Source organism: Pelobacter seleniigenes DSM 18267, assembly GCF_000711225.1.
Classification (GTDB): domain Bacteria; phylum Desulfobacterota; class Desulfuromonadia; order Desulfuromonadales; family Geopsychrobacteraceae; genus Seleniibacterium; species Seleniibacterium seleniigenes.
Window position 1 is genome coordinate 1,132,430 of record NZ_JOMG01000002.1, and the last position, 17,761, is coordinate 1,150,190.

12 protein-coding genes and 2 pseudogenes are annotated in these 17,761 nt (G+C 47.0%); 5 read left to right on the forward strand and 9 right to left on the reverse strand.

The genetic code is table 11. From position 1 onward, the window contains the following. The 6 genes from N909_RS0107895 to N909_RS0107920 form a co-directional block, all read right to left on the reverse strand. On the reverse strand, positions 1 to 1,494 hold the full coding sequence (locus N909_RS0107895; RefSeq protein WP_029913831.1) for an EH signature domain-containing protein: 1,494 nt from the start codon (positions 1,492 to 1,494) through the stop codon (positions 1 to 3). After that, positions 1,484 to 2,233, reverse strand: a complete 750-nt coding sequence (locus N909_RS0107900; RefSeq protein WP_029913833.1) for an OmpA/MotB family protein — start codon at positions 2,231 to 2,233, stop codon at positions 1,484 to 1,486. The genes N909_RS0107895 and N909_RS0107900 overlap by 11 nt, the downstream gene beginning before the upstream one ends. Continuing rightward, positions 2,230 to 4,272 (reverse strand): anti-phage ZorAB system protein ZorA, encoded by a 2,043-nt coding sequence (zorA, locus tag N909_RS0107905; RefSeq protein ID WP_029913834.1) that lies wholly within the window; start codon positions 4,270 to 4,272, stop codon positions 2,230 to 2,232. The genes N909_RS0107900 and zorA overlap by 4 nt, the downstream gene beginning before the upstream one ends. Positions 4,273 to 4,611: 339 nt before the next feature. Continuing rightward, a complete protein-coding gene (locus tag N909_RS0107910; RefSeq protein ID WP_029913835.1) occupies positions 4,612 to 4,860 on the reverse strand; it encodes a hypothetical protein in 249 nt (82 codons plus the stop codon). A gap of 461 nt (positions 4,861 to 5,321) precedes the next feature. Next, positions 5,322 to 5,471 (reverse strand): transposase, encoded by a 150-nt coding sequence (locus N909_RS26550; protein WP_425415850.1) that lies wholly within the window; start codon positions 5,469 to 5,471, stop codon positions 5,322 to 5,324. A 480-nt stretch (positions 5,472 to 5,951) separates the two neighbouring features. Continuing rightward, complete coding sequence (locus N909_RS0107920) at positions 5,952 to 7,529, reverse strand: AAA family ATPase (protein WP_029913843.1); 1,578 nt, start codon at positions 7,527 to 7,529, stop codon at positions 5,952 to 5,954. 675 nt (positions 7,530 to 8,204) lie between these two features. On the opposite strand from N909_RS0107920, the gene N909_RS0107925 reads away from it, so the two are divergent. After that, complete coding sequence (locus N909_RS0107925) at positions 8,205 to 8,930, forward strand: hypothetical protein (protein ID WP_155005896.1); 726 nt, start codon at positions 8,205 to 8,207, stop codon at positions 8,928 to 8,930. 596 nt (positions 8,931 to 9,526) lie between these two features. After that, positions 9,527 to 10,258: a transglutaminase-like domain-containing protein gene (locus N909_RS0107930; RefSeq protein WP_051689602.1), complete on the forward strand. Its 732-nt coding sequence runs from the start codon at positions 9,527 to 9,529 to the stop codon at positions 10,256 to 10,258. Between the two features lie 163 nt (positions 10,259 to 10,421). Here N909_RS0107930 and N909_RS0107935 read toward each other — a convergent pair whose 3' ends face one another. Beyond that, positions 10,422 to 11,402: an AraC family transcriptional regulator gene (locus tag N909_RS0107935; RefSeq protein WP_211253935.1), complete on the reverse strand. Its 981-nt coding sequence runs from the start codon at positions 11,400 to 11,402 to the stop codon at positions 10,422 to 10,424. 228 nt (positions 11,403 to 11,630) lie between these two features. On the opposite strand from N909_RS0107935, the pseudogene N909_RS26030 reads away from it, so the two are divergent. The 3 genes and pseudogenes from N909_RS26030 to N909_RS0107950 all read left to right on the forward strand — a co-directional run bounded on the left by N909_RS26030 (position 11,631) and on the right by N909_RS0107950 (position 14,800). Beyond that, positions 11,631 to 12,698 (forward strand): annotated as a pseudogene (locus N909_RS26030) (aldo/keto reductase). A gap of 100 nt (positions 12,699 to 12,798) precedes the next feature. Then, positions 12,799 to 13,734: an alpha/beta fold hydrolase gene (locus N909_RS0107945; protein ID WP_029913847.1), complete on the forward strand. Its 936-nt coding sequence runs from the start codon at positions 12,799 to 12,801 to the stop codon at positions 13,732 to 13,734. A 58-nt stretch (positions 13,735 to 13,792) separates the two neighbouring features. After that, positions 13,793 to 14,800 (forward strand): SDR family NAD(P)-dependent oxidoreductase, encoded by a 1,008-nt coding sequence (locus tag N909_RS0107950; RefSeq protein ID WP_029913848.1) that lies wholly within the window; start codon positions 13,793 to 13,795, stop codon positions 14,798 to 14,800. Positions 14,801 to 14,964: 164 nt separating this feature from the next. Here N909_RS0107950 and N909_RS0107955 read toward each other — a convergent pair. Continuing rightward, a pseudogene (locus N909_RS0107955) lies at positions 14,965 to 16,128 on the reverse strand (IS3 family transposase). Between the two features lie 257 nt (positions 16,129 to 16,385). Beyond that, a complete protein-coding gene (gene yjjJ, locus N909_RS0107965; protein WP_051689603.1) occupies positions 16,386 to 17,738 on the reverse strand; it encodes a type II toxin-antitoxin system HipA family toxin YjjJ in 1,353 nt (450 codons plus the stop codon). Positions 17,739 to 17,761 lie beyond the last annotated feature (23 nt).

Consider the following 17,761-nt stretch of genomic DNA (forward strand, 5'->3'; position numbering starts at 1 on the left):
CTAAAGCCCGTGTCTCATTTTATACCCACGGTAATCCGCGGCTGAGAATAATTGCTCTAAGTCTAGACGCAGCCCGAGCCGACGTAACGCAGCAATGGCCTCTGCTTGCCAAGCAAAGCCATGAGGATTGTGCCTAATACTTACAGGTCTCTGCCCGTAGGTTGGAGCTTCTTTCAAACTCAAGTATTTTAAATCTGAGCTCAGCTCTTGAGTTGTAAATCGTTTAACTGCGTAATCAAAAATGCTTGCTTCTGATGGGATATCCCTAAATATCCAAAATTTGAAGCTGTGGCTTCCTTCGATTATGTGAAAGTCACCAACTTTAAGGTAAATCATAGATCGGTAGGAATCATTAACCCTAGCGTATTCAGGCAAGTCCTGTCTTTGGTATTTCCTTCTGACATACCTTTCCGCACTATTGCTAATAAAGAGTCTAGACTCGTAAATAAGCCCTTGCCGATGAAGCCCTTCGAGAAAAGCTTTACGAGCAGGAAACATTCTTATTAAATCATCTTGCCCGGTTGATCTGCCATAATCCTCAAGGATATCAAGAAACAAGAGAAGATCGACACGAGAAAGCCAACCTCTAACCTTTTGAATGCGTTTTTCTCCAAGAAGATACCACCATTGCTGATATCTGCGATTTGATTTAGGAACACGTGGGTCGCCAGCAATGGTCATTATGACGTGTCGCCAAGGGTCTGAAATTTCCTGTTGAGACGCTTTATCTATAAGAATTTGGAGAATATCATGCCCCATAAGACGACCGTCTTTTGAGGGAGCATTATAGACATCTGACTTGCAAACTTCTGATAGGACAGGGTGATCTTTCCCGACGGGAAGTGCGCGTAGGGTTTCGAGGTAATAATAATAGCGACAAAGTTCTTGAAACCTGCCACCGTGAAAGCCATGCAAGGCCAGTGTGTCAAGAGCCTGATCAAGATCTAGCTTTTTTTTGCGTGCAAAATCAACGACATTATTTGGGCCCTTGAGTGCAAACAACATGTCTCGGTGTTGCCCTAGCCGAGTCAACTCATCAGAGCTATCACTCCCCTTAACACGCTGCAGCTCAAAACGAATCAAACCTGCAAAATATTCAAGGTCTTCTCCCTCCCCCAGCTTGTCAAATTGCTTAAAAAAAGCCTCAACTAACTGCAGCAGGCTCAACCTGCCAAGTTTTGAGCTAGGCTTGTAAAGACTATCTAGCAGCTCTTTCGTAAATGATACATGCTCAAGAAACATGTCATTACAGAGGAGAAAAGAAAGAGCTCGAACCTCAATAGAGCTTTTAATTTCGGCGGAGATGGCATGGGATTGCCCATTTTTGGCAAGTCGCCATAACAAGTGACATGCATCTTTGAAACGATCAGAGCTATTAGCAGCTCTGGATGCTAACTTAGAAATTTCTTCTTGATTCTTCCTGATAACAGCGAAATCAGCACTAGTCCATTCAGGGAGGTCAAACAAAATATGTCCAAGTTTTCTAAGGCTCATTCTTGTCCATCAACTTTCTAACATTCTCGAATTCTTCAAGAGCCGGCCTGCGTACAGTAAAACGGATATCAATGCGGCGATTTTTTTGGTAATCCTCCTCGGTCTTTTGCACAAGTTGTGTCGGACGTGTTTCTCCATATCCACTCACGGAGAAAAGAGGCCTATTGTCATGATTCACAAGGCGCTCTAGACTTTCTTCTTCTGGAAGGTGCTTGTTCCAGTAATTCCACACCGAAATTGCTCGAAATGTGGACAAGCCCCAATTGCCCATATTTCGTGAACTCCAACGATTGTCCGTATGCCCCTCCACAAAAATAGTGTCCAGATACTTCCACCGCTCTTTTTTAGAGATTGCATCATGTAAAACTCGACCAATCTCAAGGACTGATTCTGAAACTTCCTTAGTATTTGGAATTCGATATTGATTCGTTTCAAAGGCCAAAAGGGTTTCTGGGATTCGCAAAACAGTTTCATTGTCGCTTATTTCTATTGGAATGTTTTTATTTTTCAGCTCGGTTTCAACCTCACGCAAAATATCCCTGCGCACTTGTTCGGCTTTGGCAATTTCTCGAATAGCATCATTGACCTCCATTTTGGTGTGTGTAAGTTCAAGAATTAAAGCCAAAGATGCCAAGATGAAGATTACCAACAAACCAGACATAATATCCGAGAATGAAATCCAATAAGGGTTCTCTTCATCCACCTGTATTGATTTTCTTACAGAACCAGATCGTCTCATGCGACGCTACACTTTGTTTCCATCTCATTGACAACATTCGCCATCGCACGAGCAGCGTTTGTCATTTGAGATATATAATTGCTAGTTTCTACATTCCAAACACCAAGGCGTTGTTCTGTCTGACTCTGAACTTGGTCAGCGTAACTGTTCATCAATTTTTGCAGTTGGTCTTCGAGTTCTTGTATGTTATTTTTGAGTGCCTGCTGGAAAGCATTGAGATGTTTATGGACAGCCGAAAATCCACTTTCAGCATGTTGTGTTGCACTATTAAGGTCCTCTACCAACTTAGACATATCGTTTCGTAACGCTTGATAGCCTTGCAAAGCATCCTGCATTTCCAAACTAACCAGACGATTATCTTCTGCCAAAGTTACGGTTGCCTTGGCAGCGGCAGAAACATCCTCACCCAATTTCTCAGCAGCTTGTTTTATGTTCATCGAAAGAATTCCCAATTGATTGGAAACACTTTGCATCTCTTTTGCAGCCTGGGAGATCTCTTTACCAGCATTCCCATTAGCAACAGAAAGAGCCTCAAATTGATTTTGTAAAGATGTAAACTTCTGGTGCATGGAGTCGAAAGTTTGCTGCTGAGTAGACATCAAACTTTCGACCCGAACGGCTAAGTCCCCTTGTAATGACTGTAGCCCTTCGATACTCTCAGAGAAGTATTGCTGTCTTTTTTCGTCTCTTTTTTGCTGGTCTTCAAGTTGCCGACTAACACTCTGCCCAATCGAATTAACCACTTCATTATTACGAGCAGACAGCCTATTTAATTGCTCATCCAACTTCTCTGCCCGAGTCTGTTCTCTAAGATCAGCCGTTTGCTGCTGCGCTCCCAATTGGCCAACCAGCTTTTCAAACATGGTCTGAAAAGTTGCGCTGAGTTCTTTCTGTCTGCCCTGATGCTCTGCACCTAAAGATTCAAGTTGCTTTTCAAGCAACTGCTGTCGCTCCCTTGCTGCTGAATCTGACTGCCTAGACTGTTCATCCATGCGAGAAAGAAACCCTGTCATCTGTTGGCCAAGATCGCTAACCGCAGCGCGAACATCATTCGAGGCACTCTGCATCATCTCTTTCTGCGCATTCCCGGCATCACCGACTCCAGCAAGAAATCTGTCCAGAAGACTTTCCAATGCTTGCTGTGAACCCGTTTGCGCATTATCAACCAAAGATTGAATGGCCGGAGCCATAATTTGATTCAGGCTATCCTCCAAACCAGTGCGTATAGAATTCGTTGTTTGAACAAGAGCCTCTTGTAGTCGATCGCCTATTTTCTCTGCAAGACCCTGAAGTGTCTCATTTGAACTACGATTCAAATCAGCTATGGTGACAAGCGATTGTTCTGGGTTAATACGTGGATAAAGATAATCGATATGATTTTGAAGATTAACAATTCTCCTTCGGATGCCTCTTTCAAGCGACTTTTCAATAAAATTAAAACTTACACTGGTAAAAACACCCCACACTGAAGTTAAAAAAGCGATTGAAGCACCACTAATTATGTTACCAATCCCTTGTCGTAAAACGTCGACGCCAGCGTCTTGACTAAGCTCCAAGGAAGCAAGGCCCATCTGAAGTCCTGCAAATGTTCCTATAACGCCAATTGCTGTCAAAAAACCAGGAACTGCTGCGAGCAAACGATTCTCAGTAAGTCCACGCGATAAAGTCGAAGTATTAAAAAAATGCTCTGCATCAAGAGTATTATAAAGCTTCTCTCCGTCTGTCGAGAGAACGAGTGTCTCATCAAATTCTTTCCATCGCTTACCGAAGTACTTATGCTCAAGAGCTTTTTGAGTGATATCCCTTTGTCTACTGGCTAAATCATCCTGTGTTATGCCATCCAATAAATTTGTATAAAAATTGATATGCCTTTTAGCTTGTAGATATTTCGAAATTGAAAAGAAGAGAAAGCCAAAAGTAAGAACAATTAATATCGCCACAATAAAAGCACTTAGTCCATGAGGCGTATCTATATTGCCTTTAAATATTTCTGAAAAATCAGGAATAAGCCTCGCGAGACTGAAGATATTTTCCTGCATATAACCCTCCAAGCTAACCTTATGGTGCAGCTAAAATTTTCTATGGCTCCGTTTGAATCTTCAAAGTCTCCAAATATGATCCAACGAATGCTCCTATCATCTTCGGCTTATGAAAACTCCAGTTGACATATGCCAACTGGAATAATTTTTAGGTTGGTTCTTAAAGAATTTAATCAGTTAGAAAGGGGAATTGGAGATAGCAAGTAGTAAAAAACATCAAAGCCCACCCCTTCCATGATGCTATATGTTTTACGATACCGAAAATTGACAAACCTTTCTAGTAAAATTAATGCATTACGACAGTCAAGCAAAACAGAACAAGTTCAGTAATTATCCAAATCAACGAGCGGTCCCGTAAAGAAGATTGTGTAAATAACCCGCCGGCCAAAAAAATGGCATATGTTCTTCAAACATAATCGAAAATTGATTCAGTGCCGATCGCCAGTTGTGGATCGGCATTGTCCGTTTCTTGGCGATATTCTGCAGGAGGTTTTTCTTTTGGTATTCCTGACTCTTTGAGCGCAAGCGACGGCAACGACGGCGCGTCTCGCCGCCCAGGTCATGAACGTCAACTTGCACGTTATGCATTGAGAGCGCTCACTCTCTGATAGCCGTTCTGCCAGGTTGTAAGTATTTCCTCTCTGCTCCCGGTTGCAAAATGAAGAACTGCCGACTCACCGGGTGTCCTAACTCCTGGCCCATGATAACGTCTTTATCGAATTCGCTGGATGGGTCGGGTAGACTAAGAGCGCCCTAGATAATAGCTTCATCTTCCAGAAAGTAGCTGTCCAAGGCAAACGAGTTTTCGCCACACATTTTCTTCTCGCTGAGGTCCTCTCTGAAAATCTTTTGAGTTCGCGAAACTCTTGATCCTTTGGATCAGGCTTGTTGACCATTATCTAACGCATCTCCTGGTCCTATTCGACGAGATGTTCCGAGTTGATTCCCCGCTCACGCAGATAACCACCACGCTCGTCTTCATCCGGTCCTGAAACATCGAGAAGAATTTGACACATCTCCTTGCCCGCCATGAAACGAGGGCAACTTTCTTAGTTCACATCGTCAAAAGCATCAGATTTATACCGCTTAATCCAATTCCTGATTGCTTGATCATTAACTCCTATGTCTCGACCGACCTCCGGTATGCTTCGATTCTCAGACGGCAAGACACCAACCTTGACTGCGCGTGTGTATCTTATCTATTCCTTCATCAGTTGAGGCGACATCGATGTTAAGACATAGAGGGGCCAAGCTATCAGCCCGCCCCCTCGTAGTCAGCATGTTGGCCTTGTTCAGCCCCTTTGCAATCTGGTTCAGGTTCAAGCCTTCAGAGGCAAGGCTATAGATAATCGGGGCGACCTTTCCAGCAAACTCATCTGCACTCAACTGGTTTGCGCCCATCCCCATGAGCCGCCCTTAGCAACTGCATCTTTCGTTTGATTCTTGAGGCTACCCAAGACATCCCCAAGATCTTTAATAGCTTAGAGAGCTGATGTAGTACATCCGAAAAGAAGCTCTCACTCCCGCTGAGCCAAACCACCTCAAAAGTTGATAGTGAGTTGGTCACAACTAATAAAATTAACCTTTCTTTCAACAAGAGGGGAAGTGTAGTGCAGAAAATGGCCGAAAAACTGTCTCATTTCGTCATGATATTTAATATCAGAGGTGAAAGCTAAAGTTTATTGTGCCCCAAACCCAATACCCGGGGCCAGACAATACTCTTTCTGACTTTCGCCCAATACTTTATTCAGAGACGGGAATCGCTTTACATAAAGCTGCCGATTCACCTGATCAATCAAACTCCTGATACTTGGCAAAGACCGATGTCTATATTTATTGACAACCTGAGCAGTTATTTTATAAATCTCATCTGGTGACGCAGCTTTTCCTGCAACAGTTCTATTCCCAACCAGGTTGGATACAAGGTCGATACTTTCCTTATGACTGTAGCCATCCATTTCAACCGGAGTCATCCTGGACCACAATGCCGATTTGCCACCCTTTCGAATAATCTCAACATCGTTGCAGGTTGCGAAAAACAATACCTTTGATCGCATATCGATACTTGGTACCAATTCTCTCCAAAAGCTGTCCTGAAGCGGCTGCCGTGGGTCAAGCAAAGTCACCAGATAATCCTGCAGTCCACACTTGTCAACCTCATCCAAAGCAACCAGAGTCAAATCGACATCTTCCCGAAAGGAATTCGCATAAATCAGACCACTTCTGCCAGTCCCCCATTTACTGCTTATTCCTTGAAGACTCATGGCCACTTCATTGTTTTGAAGAGAATATCCACCATTCTGCGTCATCGCCTGCAAGATATAATTTGTCTTAATACCTGCTTCATTGAATACATCACAAAGCTGTTCAAGGATGAATGTTTTGGCTGTTCCTGGGGGGCCGTACAAAAGAGGATAAACTGCATCCTGGTCACCCAAAAGGCGGCGAACAACAGTCAGTAGCAATTCAGCAATAGGAGTCTCACGATTAGGGCATTTTTTCGTCAAGATACTGTATACTCTCTCGACAAATTCATTTGCATCATCATTGGTCAGGATCGATTTACGAGCAAATGAAAAAAATAATGCGGGGTCGATATTAGCAAGCTCCTCGGATAAACCAGCCATATCTTTTTTGGATTCCAGAAACTTTTTGCTTCGATAAAATTCCTTCACGAATGATACTATTTCTTTAAAATCTGTAGCTTGCTGGGCTTTATTTATTGCTTTCTCGATGACTTGAGGCAGCATAGCCTCTTGCAAAATTCCCTTGCACGCTTTTCTACATTCGGATTTCTGATCAACTTCAAAAACAATTCTTCCAGACTCATCAAGTACAAGCCAGTCCCACTTGCTTTTCCAGTCATCAGAAAGTGCCCTTTTCAAAAAATCTAAATCCTTCAGTGCACGGACTCTGACATATGGTTTTTGGGACCGCTTAGCAGCAGCAATCCTTGCGATTTGTTCAAAAATAGACTCACAGGCACAATCGACAGGGGCCCTCCCAATTGGGCTAATGTTTGTCATTACGGCCCTGATCTCACCTGGTCTGAGTTTTTTTAAACCCTCCGCAATGACGTCCTTGACAATGTTTACGCAAAAGACTTCTTCACCCAACTGGTTTTGCTGAGCACACGCAACAAACTCGGTCCAAACAGTCCTCTTATAGACCTCCCCTTCATGCACCCTGTACTGAGGTGGAAGGTGCTTAATAACGTTGATTATTCGGCCAACTACATTTTGAGAAAAGTCGTCCATACGTTCCCTCACTATTGGATCAAATTACCTAGCGGCACTTACTTTTTGGATAGCGCTTGATGATCCATTGTGAGGCACAAATCCTGTTTGTGCTAGTCGTGGAGATTGTTTTTTTTACTGAAAATCAAAAAATTTCATTATTTTTTTAATTACACTCCTAGAACTTGCCGTTATCAAAGAAAGAATATTTAAATTATTAATCCACTGTGGAGAACATCTTTTTAAATAACTAATTTACTTAAAGATTAAAAAACACTCTCAAAAATGCGTAAAAGTTAACTTCAGAAGAATGATTTAATCACCAAAGTTAAAACTTATCTCAAAAAATTAGTGATTTTTCAAAATTAGGTTGCTCAAAAAGTATTATTAATAATTTCAATGGCTGTTTTTTTAAAATAACATCATATTTTCTTATTTTACCTATTGGCATATTTCAAAATAAAAAATTACAATTAACTATCTAAAAAGAATTTTTTATATTTTTAAGGATTTTTAAAAATTAAATAGGAGGAAATCATTTCTACACACTCAAAATTTATTCCCCCAAAAAGAGACCCTAATCGGATCTACATTACCGACAGGAACATCTTTTACAAAAAGATCGTCCCGAAGGACTTTACTTTCTTGGGTGTCCAAATTTCCATTCAGGGTAAGCTCGAAAGGGTGGTCCCTAAATTGGAGAAGGTCTATATCAAATACCTGGGGGCAAACTGGAAAAATTTAGTATCTGCCCCTTTCATGGTGATGCACCAAATGTTTGTCTATCTCGATATGTGTCGGGATTTCAATGTGGATGAGGTCGGATGCGATACCTTATGGGACGCCTATAATCCTGATACCAATAAAATCTTGTACCCGGCGACTGCTCATATTCAGCAATTCCGCATACTCAAGACTTTGACCGACTCTACACTCTTTCTGGATGAACTTAAAGCTGGGGGGGCCGATAAGTTTGCCCTCAAAAATGCCGAGGCCAGCAAGAAAACTCTTACGGATCAACTCAAGGATCTGGACAAAAAGTACAAGACCTCTCCGGTCAATCACTACGATAAGGAACCGCAGATTATTGCCAAAAATAATCGACTCCAACTGGAAAATTTGAACATCGATACTCGTAGGGCTTATGCCCAAGAGATCGATTCGATCCTTTCCGGTTTGAGTCAGGCCAAACAAAAAAGGATCACCAAGAAACTCGTGGAGGTGGCCGGCAAAGCCAAACGGAATTGGATCACCAAAGTAACCATCTGGGCATCTCAAATGATTTTGTTCGGTGCTGTCGTCGGCGTGATTACCGGTTTCGTTGTCGGAATCTATGCTGTCGAAAATCCGAAAGTTGCGAAGAACTATTACGATAAAGTGACCACCTCGATCACGAAGGTGATTGACCGATATGGTCATTAGATCGGCCAAAGTTATAGGTGATCCAGATGATGGGGAGTCGGCTCGTTTGTATGCCGGAAGCTGTGCATGTTCCAAAGTGTTACTGCATGACTTTTTTTTCGGTAGGAACTATACCGACTCCCCATGTTACTGCATGGAAAAATGAAGGTGATTTTTAACAACGTCGAAAGTGTTACTGCATGACTTTTCGTGCCGTTTTTTGAAGCGATGTTTGCCAGCCCATAAACGGGTATTCCGGGATACTTTCAAAGTGAAGATCGGTCAATTTAAGTAGACCTTTAAATGTTCGATAGTAAAAAAACCTATATTTTTCAGTGTATTGACTTCAGAGGCATCGTGTTTGAGATCGATAGGGCCTGTCTTGCCATCACAAATCCTCAGATAAACCTCGATGTTCCTTGTCTTTTCATTCAGTGTCACCAAGTGGTGCCAACTGGCGGCAAGTGGTGCCAAGTGGTGCCAGTTTAGCTTTCAAGGTTGTTAGTCAACTTGGCCCATTTTGGAATTGAACATTATCTTACGTTGTTTGCTTTTGTGTTATATTGAAATTCAGGTAAAGATTTTGAGTTAATGGCATTTATGGAAAGGAATGTTCGGTGGAGCATACAAAAGATGGAGTGCCGGAGCTTTCGGAGCGATATCTGGAGCCGACTGAATTTTTCGACTGGGATAATCCAAAAGTAAAGTCCTTTGCAGAGAAGTGTGTTGAGCATGCTGAAACAAATGTAGAGAAAAGTGTCTGTCTTTTCTACGCTGTGCGTGATTCTATAATGTATGATCCGTATCGTGTGAGTCTCGATCGACATGTCTACCATGCTAGCAATCTTCTTACTGTTGGAGCGGGATTTTGCTTACCAAAGGCCAATTTGCTTATCGCATCAGCCCGTGCGGTGGGGATTCCTGCTGGGATCGGTCTCTCTGACGTGGTTAATCACCTTTGTTCTGAGGGCTTAAGGAAAAAAATGGGGGGAAATAAAGTGTTTCACCATCATGGCTATGCTGTGTTGTATATCGATGGGAAATGGGTCAAGGCTGCACCTGCATTTAATATTAAATTATGTAATCGCTTTGGAGTGACACCAACTGAATTTGATGGTCAAAATCATGCCTTGTTCCAAGAATACGACAATTTGGATCGCCGTCATATGGAATATCTTGTTGACCACGGCATTTGGTCTGACTTCCCGTTCGCACGTGTGGTAAATGATTTTAGCGCTGTCTATCCAAGTAGCTTATTCTCTAAGAGGAGGGGGCCGATCTCTACACGTATTTTCGAGGGTGAAGAGGGGACTTCCTCGAATTTACAGACACTTCAAAAAAGCCTATAATTGGCGCAAAGAATATCTATCTCAAAGAGAAGAAAGTTCCGTTCCAAATTTAAACGCGGAGCGGCCGAATAAACTTGCCAGCTTGATATCAACTTGGTGTTAGCTGTGCCCAAGTTGCCATAAAAATTATAGAATGTCTCCGCCCCATCGCCCCGCTGCTCACTTAGAAGTCGTGCGTGTCGGATTTGCTGGATGCCTGTGGAACCTCAGCCCCTCTTTGCACAGTCCGTCGATACTGACCGGGCGCAATAGCCATTATGCGCTTGAATGCGCTGCTGAAAGCACTCTCGGAAGAGTACCCGACCGCAGATGCAGCTTCCGAAACCGAAGCACCCGCTCGAAGTTCACGTTGCGCCAGATACATCCGCCATTGGGTCAAATAAGCGAGAGGAGGAATGCCCATCATTTCACGGAATTGAATCGCGAGCGATGTTCTCGACATCCCTGCTTTTTTTGCGAGTTCTTTTAGGCCCCAATTCCGAGATGGTTCACCATGAATGCTACTGAGTACGATGGCCAACCGTTGATCGCCAAAGCCTTTCAACCACCCCTCATCGCCGTTCGGTGCATGAGCCAAATAAGCCCGCAATGTCTGAGCGAATAGTAATTGTGTCAGCCCCGATATGACAACAGCCCGCCCAGGTCGTCCGCCTTTCATTTCCGTCACCAGTTGTTTAAGCACCCAGGAAATCGGCTCGGCTTCGTCTGTGGCTCCCCGTACATGGATGAGCGGCGGCAGGCCATTCAAGAGCAACGCTTTCCGGTCAGCATTGATTTGCACTATGCCCCCCAGCATGGCGAAGTCGCAGCCTTGGCCAAGCTGATATACATCATTGCTGTCCCGAACGGCTGGCGAGGTCGTCGCGCCAGGAATCAAGTCTGCGGCGCTGGCCAGCGTCAGTGTGCGTGTGCCATTGGTGATCAGAACATCGCAAGCGTCCACTCGGACTGGCTCAGACATGCGATCAAGAGAATACCAACAGCCCCCCTCAGTTACTGCGCAAAATTTTATCGCATCCAGATTAGTGAACCGGCGAGCCCATGTACCGCCAGCTACCAATCGTCCTGACAAGTCACATCGCACCTGAAGGAAGTCGAGCAGGTTTGACAAGGGATCAACGAGCATATTTGAACTATCACGCATAAAAATTGAACGGGGACATCTTCATTGTACATCCTATGTAATATACCATGTTTTAAAACGATGTGCCCTGGAGAACCACCACGCCTACCCCTCAACCCTCTATCGACTCAAGTTTCGGTGTGGCTTTCACCGCTGAGGAAGCTATTCGCGGCCTGTCGTCCATGGCAAAAGGCAAACAATTCACTGGAAAACATTTCGAGTGCCCTCTAACCCGATCAGGAGAAACCAATGCCTCTCAATCACTATGTCACCCTCGGCCGTTCCGGTTTGCGTGTCAGCCCGTATTGCTTGGGAACCATGACCTTCGGCGAAGATTTCGGCTGGGGCGCAAGCCCTGAAGATTCGTTCGCCATGCTCGACGAATATCGAAGTCGCGGGGGAAACTTCGTGGACACGGCCAACATCTATACCGCGGGCCATTCTGAACAGATTGTCGGTGACTATCTCAAGCAGAACAAGGTCAGGCGTGATGAAATCGTGTTGAGCACAAAGTTCTATTGCAACCTGTTTCCTGGCGACCCGAACGGCGGTGGAGCAGGACGCAAGGCCCTCATCCAGCAATGCGAAGCCTCTTTGAACAGGCTTCAGAGCGATTATATAGACATTTACTGACTGCACAATTGGGATCGGACAGCGCCGATAGAGGAGACCCTGCGGGGGCTCGACGATCTCGTCGCGTCCGGCAAAATCCGTTACGTCGGCTTCTCCGATATTCCCGCCTGGAAAACAGCCGAAGCGCAGACGATCGCACACTTCCGCGGCTGGACGCCGATTATCGCGCTGCAGCTCGAATATTCACTCCTGGAGCGGACCAGTGAGGGTGAACTGTTTCCGATGGCACAAGCGATGGGAATGGGAGTCATGCCGTGGTCGCCGCTTAAAAGCGGATTTTTGAGCGGCAAGTTCAGACGCAACGACGACGGCAATGTCGATACCAGGCGCATAGGCATGGTCGGCCTTCCGAGCGCAGCGGACTACGACATCATCGAAGTCGTCGTGGACGTCGCTTCGGAACTGGGCGTGAGCCCCGCGACGGTGGCGCTGGCCTGGGTCAGGTCGCAGGCAGGCGTCAGCTCCACTCTAATTGGTGCCAGGCGGATTGATCAGCTCATAGCCAATCTCGATTCCCTTGAAGTGACGCTGTCTGCCGAGCAGATCGGAAGGCTCAGCGACGTCTCCAGGCCAAAGCTGAATTTCCCGGCCGAAAACAACGAGACCCTGGGGCTTATGCTCGGTTTTCCCGGCATGACGATTGACGGCAAAACAGCTCCTTCACAGGCGCGGCTCTCTACCTGAGTAAAGCAGGCAGGTAAGCCGGTGGAGGAGCGTTCGCAAGCTGAAGAACGAGGCTGCGCTAAACGATCATTTATAACATACCCCAAATGAAAGAAATAATATGAAGGAACACAATATCGTCGCCAACGGCGTGTCGCTGCATGTTGCTGAGCGTGGCGAAGGGCCTGCGGTGCTGTTCTGTCACGGGTTCCCTGACACTTGGCGTAGCTGGCGCAGTCCAATGAAGGCTATTTCCAATGCGGGCTATCGTGCGATCGCATTGGACACCAGAGGGTATGGCGAGAGCTCCGGCCCGGACGGTGCGGGCGAATATACGATGTTTCATATCGTGGGCGATCTTGTCGCCGTCCTGAATGCCTTGCGTTGCGATACGGCGATACTTGTCGGCCATGATTTCGGCGCAGTAGCCGCGTGGATCGCAGCCCTGACAAGACCCGACAGATTCCGTGCGGTCTTCGGTTTGAGCGTGCCGCCGTTTGAATTCGGTGCCGGGAACTTCCTGACGGATTTGCGGGAAAGAGGTCAGTACGACTTCTATATGTTTAGACAGATGCGACCGGCAGCTGACGACGAGTGGGCCGAGGCGAGAAAAACGCTCCCGGCGGCTTTCTACTGGACGTCCGGGGAAGCTCCCAAGGAAGAACGCTGGCATCCGATGGATATCAATCTTGGCCTGCTTCGGCCCGTGCCATCCGGACCACCAAGTTTTGTGGATTCCGCCGATTTCAATGTCATGGTCGGTCAATTTGAACGTAACGGATTTCACCGTCCCCTTAACTATTACCGTGCGCTTGAGTCCTCTCTCAACATGGCCTCTGCCTTCACTGGGTGCAGGATTCAAGTACCGTCCTTCTTCATGGTCGGCGCGGCGGATGGTCTGAATGAACTGCACCCCGTCACCGAGGAAGCCCTGCGACGTGTCCTCGCGGATTTGCGAGGGTTCGTCGAGCTCCCGGGCATCGGCCACTGGCCCCAACTTGAAGCCGCCGCACAGACGAATGCCGCGCTGCTCGGTTTTCTGGATGCAATCAGTTAGAAAACTATCCATTAAATAGCCGCAAACTTACTCCGATTCAGAAAAAGGAGAGATAGCAATGAGTACTGCTCAAACACCCATCGGTTCAGGTTTCAGCCGAGCCTCCACGACTTCCGACATCATCAGGGGGGTCGATCTGGTCGGTAAAGTGGCGATTGTTACGGGAGGCCACTCGGGTTTAGGTCTTGAAGCCGCGCGGACGCTCGCTTTAGCTGGCGCGCGCGTCATTGTGCCCGCGCGTGACGTTCAACGTGCGCGCAATGCCATTGCCGAAGCAGGCAGTGGTATGGAGGTTAAAACGATGGATCTCACCAATCCCCGTTCGATTGATGATTTCGCCCGTAACTTCGTTGAGACAGGCTTGCCACTTCATATGCTCATCAATAATGCCGGCATTATGGCGTTGCCCGAACTGAAGCGCGACGCGCAGGGCAATGAGCTACAGTTTTCAACCAACCACCTTGGCCATTTTCGGTTGACCCTGCGACTTTGGTCAGCGCTCCAACGGGCCCGTAGTGCGCGCGTCGTCTCGGTCTCGTCCGCTGGGCACCGCTTCTCGCCGGTCGTTTTCGACGACATCAATTTCGAGCGCCGCGACTATGATCCCTTCCTAGCCTATGGACAATCGAAGACGGCCAACGTCCTTTTCACAGTCGCGCTTGACCAACGGGGCAAGGGCGAAGGTATTCGCGCGTTCGCGCTCCATCCCGGTGGTATCGCAGGCACGAATCTCGGCGCGCACGTCGGTCTGGACATGTTGAAAAAGACCGGGTTCGTTGACGAGAACGACCGACCGATCGTCGATTTGGACAGGGACTTGAAATCGGTGCCGCAGGGCGCAGCCACCCATGTCTGGTGCGCAGTCAGTCCACAGCTCGACGGTAAGGGTGGCGTGTTTTGCGCCGATTCCGACATCACGCCCGTGCTGCCGCAGGGGAACGGCGTTGATCTATCCACCGAGGATCGCAGCCGCCGCCTTACTGGCGTTGAGGCCTATGCCATCGACTCGGCCGCGGCGAAAGAACTCTGGCGCAGGAGCGAGGAAATGACCAACGTTTGCATTTAACGCCAAGGGTGGCACGATAACTTTGCCTTTATATCTCTCTTTGTGAAAGGAGTAGGAAGATGAAAATGCGCCGCCTCGGCACCTCTGCGCTGGTCGTATCGGAAAGAGGTGGCCCCGTTGACTGGACAGGTTGGCGGCGGAAATAAGGTGGAAAGCCTTCATGGTTATGCCGCCAGTCGGATGGTCGGTCCGGCGTAGCCGGGCCGGGGTTTTTGCCAATATGCCTCATCCGGTGTTCTGTCGTCCAGACTGGAATGGGGGCGCTGGCTGTTGTAACGATCAATCCAGCGGCCGATTCCGGCCCTTGCCTCGCTTCCTGTTTCGAATGCGTTGAGATAGATGCATTCGTATTTGAGAGACCGCCAGAGTCTCTCGATCATGACGTTGTCCATCCAGCGTCCTTTGCCGTCCATCGAGATTTTAATGTCGGCATCCTTCAGCACGCTGGTGAACGCATAGCTGGTAAACTGGCTGCCCTGATCGGTGTTGAAGATATCGGGCTTGCCATGGCGCTGCAATGCTTCTTCAAGGGCGGCAACGCAAAAATCAGCATCCTGGGTATTGGACAGCCACCAGGAGAGAACCTTGCGGGCGGCCCAGTCCATGATTGCCACCAGATACAGAAAGCCGCGCCGCATCGGGATGTAGGTGACATCAGTGCACCAGACCTGATTCGGCTTATCAATTGTCAGCCCCCGCAGCAGATAAGGATAAACCTTGTGCTGTGGATGCGGTTTCGACGTGTTCGGCTTCTGAAAGATGGGCGAAAGGCCCATCAGCCTCATCAGTCGGCCAATCCGCTTGCGACTGACAGCGTAGCCCTGGCGGCGTAGATGGCATGCCATCTGCCGGGCTCCGCAGTAAGGTGTTTCGAGAAACTGCTCGTCAATTAGGCGCATCAATTCCAGGTTGAACGGATTCTCGCCGGTCGCTTCATAGTCATAGGACGAGCGACTGACGGTTAACAGTTCGCATTGTCTCGCAATGCGTGGGGCCAGCGACATGGCCGGGTTCGACCAGGTTTTTCCTTCGAGCGTGGCTCAGCGACCGAAGGCTTTGGCCAAAAAATCGCGTTCGACGGTGAGCTGGCCGATTTTGGCGTGTAGTTCCTTGATCTGAGCCTCGTCAGCCTTGGTGTCACGCTCAGATTTGCTGGAAAAAGCAACGGCCATGTTTTCGATGGCCTGCCGTTTCCAGGGGGTCATCATATTCGGATGGAGGCTGTATTTTGCTGCCAGCTCCGCCAATGTTTGCTCGCCCTTGATCTCTTCGAGGGCAACCTTGGCTTTGAACTCTGCTGAATACCGCTTCCGCTTGGTTTTGCTCATGGGTGATTCTCCTTTGTCAGTGTACGGCTATCCACCTTACTACACTGTCCGAATTCTGGGGACCACCTCTGTTTTTCAGGGAGAGTATTTTGGCATCAACAAATGCGGACCGTATCAGTGACGGGTTAAAATCAGACGTCGGGGTGGGCCGAAACAAGTCAAAACATTCGAAGCATGCGAAGACGCTGCTCGCTGACTTTTATTATCTCCTAGTTCAAAGAAATCCCCTCTTTCTTGTAGAAAAAGGGAATTTAAAATTACATTTTCAAAACTGGACGATTTTCGAGGTTTTGAAATGTTTTTAGATTTCTTTTGCATAATTCTCGGAAGTCATCTGACAAAAGTTCTTCATTTGCAGCACGTTCCCAAAACTTCCTTGCAAGAGCTCTTATCCCCTTGGAAGAGGCGGTCGGCGGGAGGCCCTTAAAGCTGATGGGGTCAGAAGACATGATGCCACCAGACCTTGGCCGGTAAATCATCGGTGTCATGTCATAGATCGGTGCTAAGTCAAACCCGCCAATATTTGGATAAAATGACAAGTTTCCTAAATGCATATCGGTATTTCCAATCAAAGCTCCAAAGCCCTCAAGCTGCTGAATACGGGTCCTATCTTCATCTGATATATACTTGTTTCTATTGAACTCTTCTGCGCATTCCGTCCAGGTATCACAACCGCCAATGAATTCCGCTTCCAGGGACTTCATTGAGAAAAGAGGAATCCGACCCCAAAGTCCTGTTCTGTCAAATCTTGCCGATTCTAAGAAGGTCCAATTTTCAGTTTGTAAAACTCTGGTGACAGCACTGTTGAACCCGTTATTGAAGAGGGTTTCTGATGCAATGCTTTCGCAAATTAACAGATCTGACCACCTTATTCCTTCATCTGAATTTCTTGAAGCAAATTTGACGATAACTCGATGAGGCCCATCTGGCCCCTCGACAATAGCTGTAAATTTGGGTTGTTCTCCACCGGCAGAGGACCCGGGGGCTTCTCCCTCAATCGCCATGGCTGCTAAGTCATCATAAGCTTTGAATCTGTCTTCAGATGATAGAATAGTCGGATCAGTTGCCACTTCTTCCCAATAGCGTTCAAGTGATCCTTGTCCGATTATCAAACATCCAGGCATATCTTCACCACGAGATGTTAGGGCCACCAGTGCATGCACGTCAGTCCATACATTTAAGTCTTTTGGCAGATCTAGCTCTCTTGCATAATTATGAGCAAATGAGCGACCCATAAATCCTTCAGGATTCATGTTTTGAATAGGATAGGGTACGTGGTCAAGAAAATTGATTTTAGAGCTTTCATGAAGTTGTAAGCCGTATTCATTGGCTGCAAGAGTAAAAAGTTTCCCGTAAGGGCTAACATCGCCGCGGGTATCTACCTGGTAAAGGGAAATTTCAGTCTCAAGCTTCGGATGGACTTGTTTCTTCAGGCCATACCTGGCAGATCGGGCTGCCCCCAAAAGAATAACGTCAGGCGCAAGTCTTTCGACTGCCCGAGAGATAGCAGACTGACTGAGGTTAAGGTGCTGTTGAAGGAAGGAGCTTGTTTGGCTCCCCATGCTCAGTATCTGTCGAAGTTGAGTGTCTTGACCTTCTGCACGACTCATAATGACCTCGTGTAGATACGCAG

Coding starts and splice junctions, on each gene's coding strand:
- N909_RS0107950 (WP_029913848.1), top strand. CDS start 13,793: ATGAGTACTGCTCAAACACCCATCGGTTCAGGTTTCAGCCGAGCCTCC.
- N909_RS0107935 (WP_211253935.1), bottom strand. CDS start 11,402: ATGCGTGATAGTTCAAATATGCTCGTTGATCCCTTGTCAAACCTGCTC.
- N909_RS0107920 (WP_029913843.1), bottom strand. CDS start 7,529: ATGGACGACTTTTCTCAAAATGTAGTTGGCCGAATAATCAACGTTATT.
- N909_RS0107895 (WP_029913831.1), bottom strand. CDS start 1,494: ATGAGCCTTAGAAAACTTGGACATATTTTGTTTGACCTCCCTGAATGG.
- N909_RS0107900 (WP_029913833.1), bottom strand. CDS start 2,233: ATGAGACGATCTGGTTCTGTAAGAAAATCAATACAGGTGGATGAAGAG.
- N909_RS0107945 (WP_029913847.1), top strand. CDS start 12,799: ATGAAGGAACACAATATCGTCGCCAACGGCGTGTCGCTGCATGTTGCT.
- zorA (WP_029913834.1), bottom strand. CDS start 4,272: ATGCAGGAAAATATCTTCAGTCTCGCGAGGCTTATTCCTGATTTTTCA.
- yjjJ (WP_051689603.1), bottom strand. CDS start 17,738: ATGAGTCGTGCAGAAGGTCAAGACACTCAACTTCGACAGATACTGAGC.
- N909_RS0107910 (WP_029913835.1), bottom strand. CDS start 4,860: ATGCATAACGTGCAAGTTGACGTTCATGACCTGGGCGGCGAGACGCGC.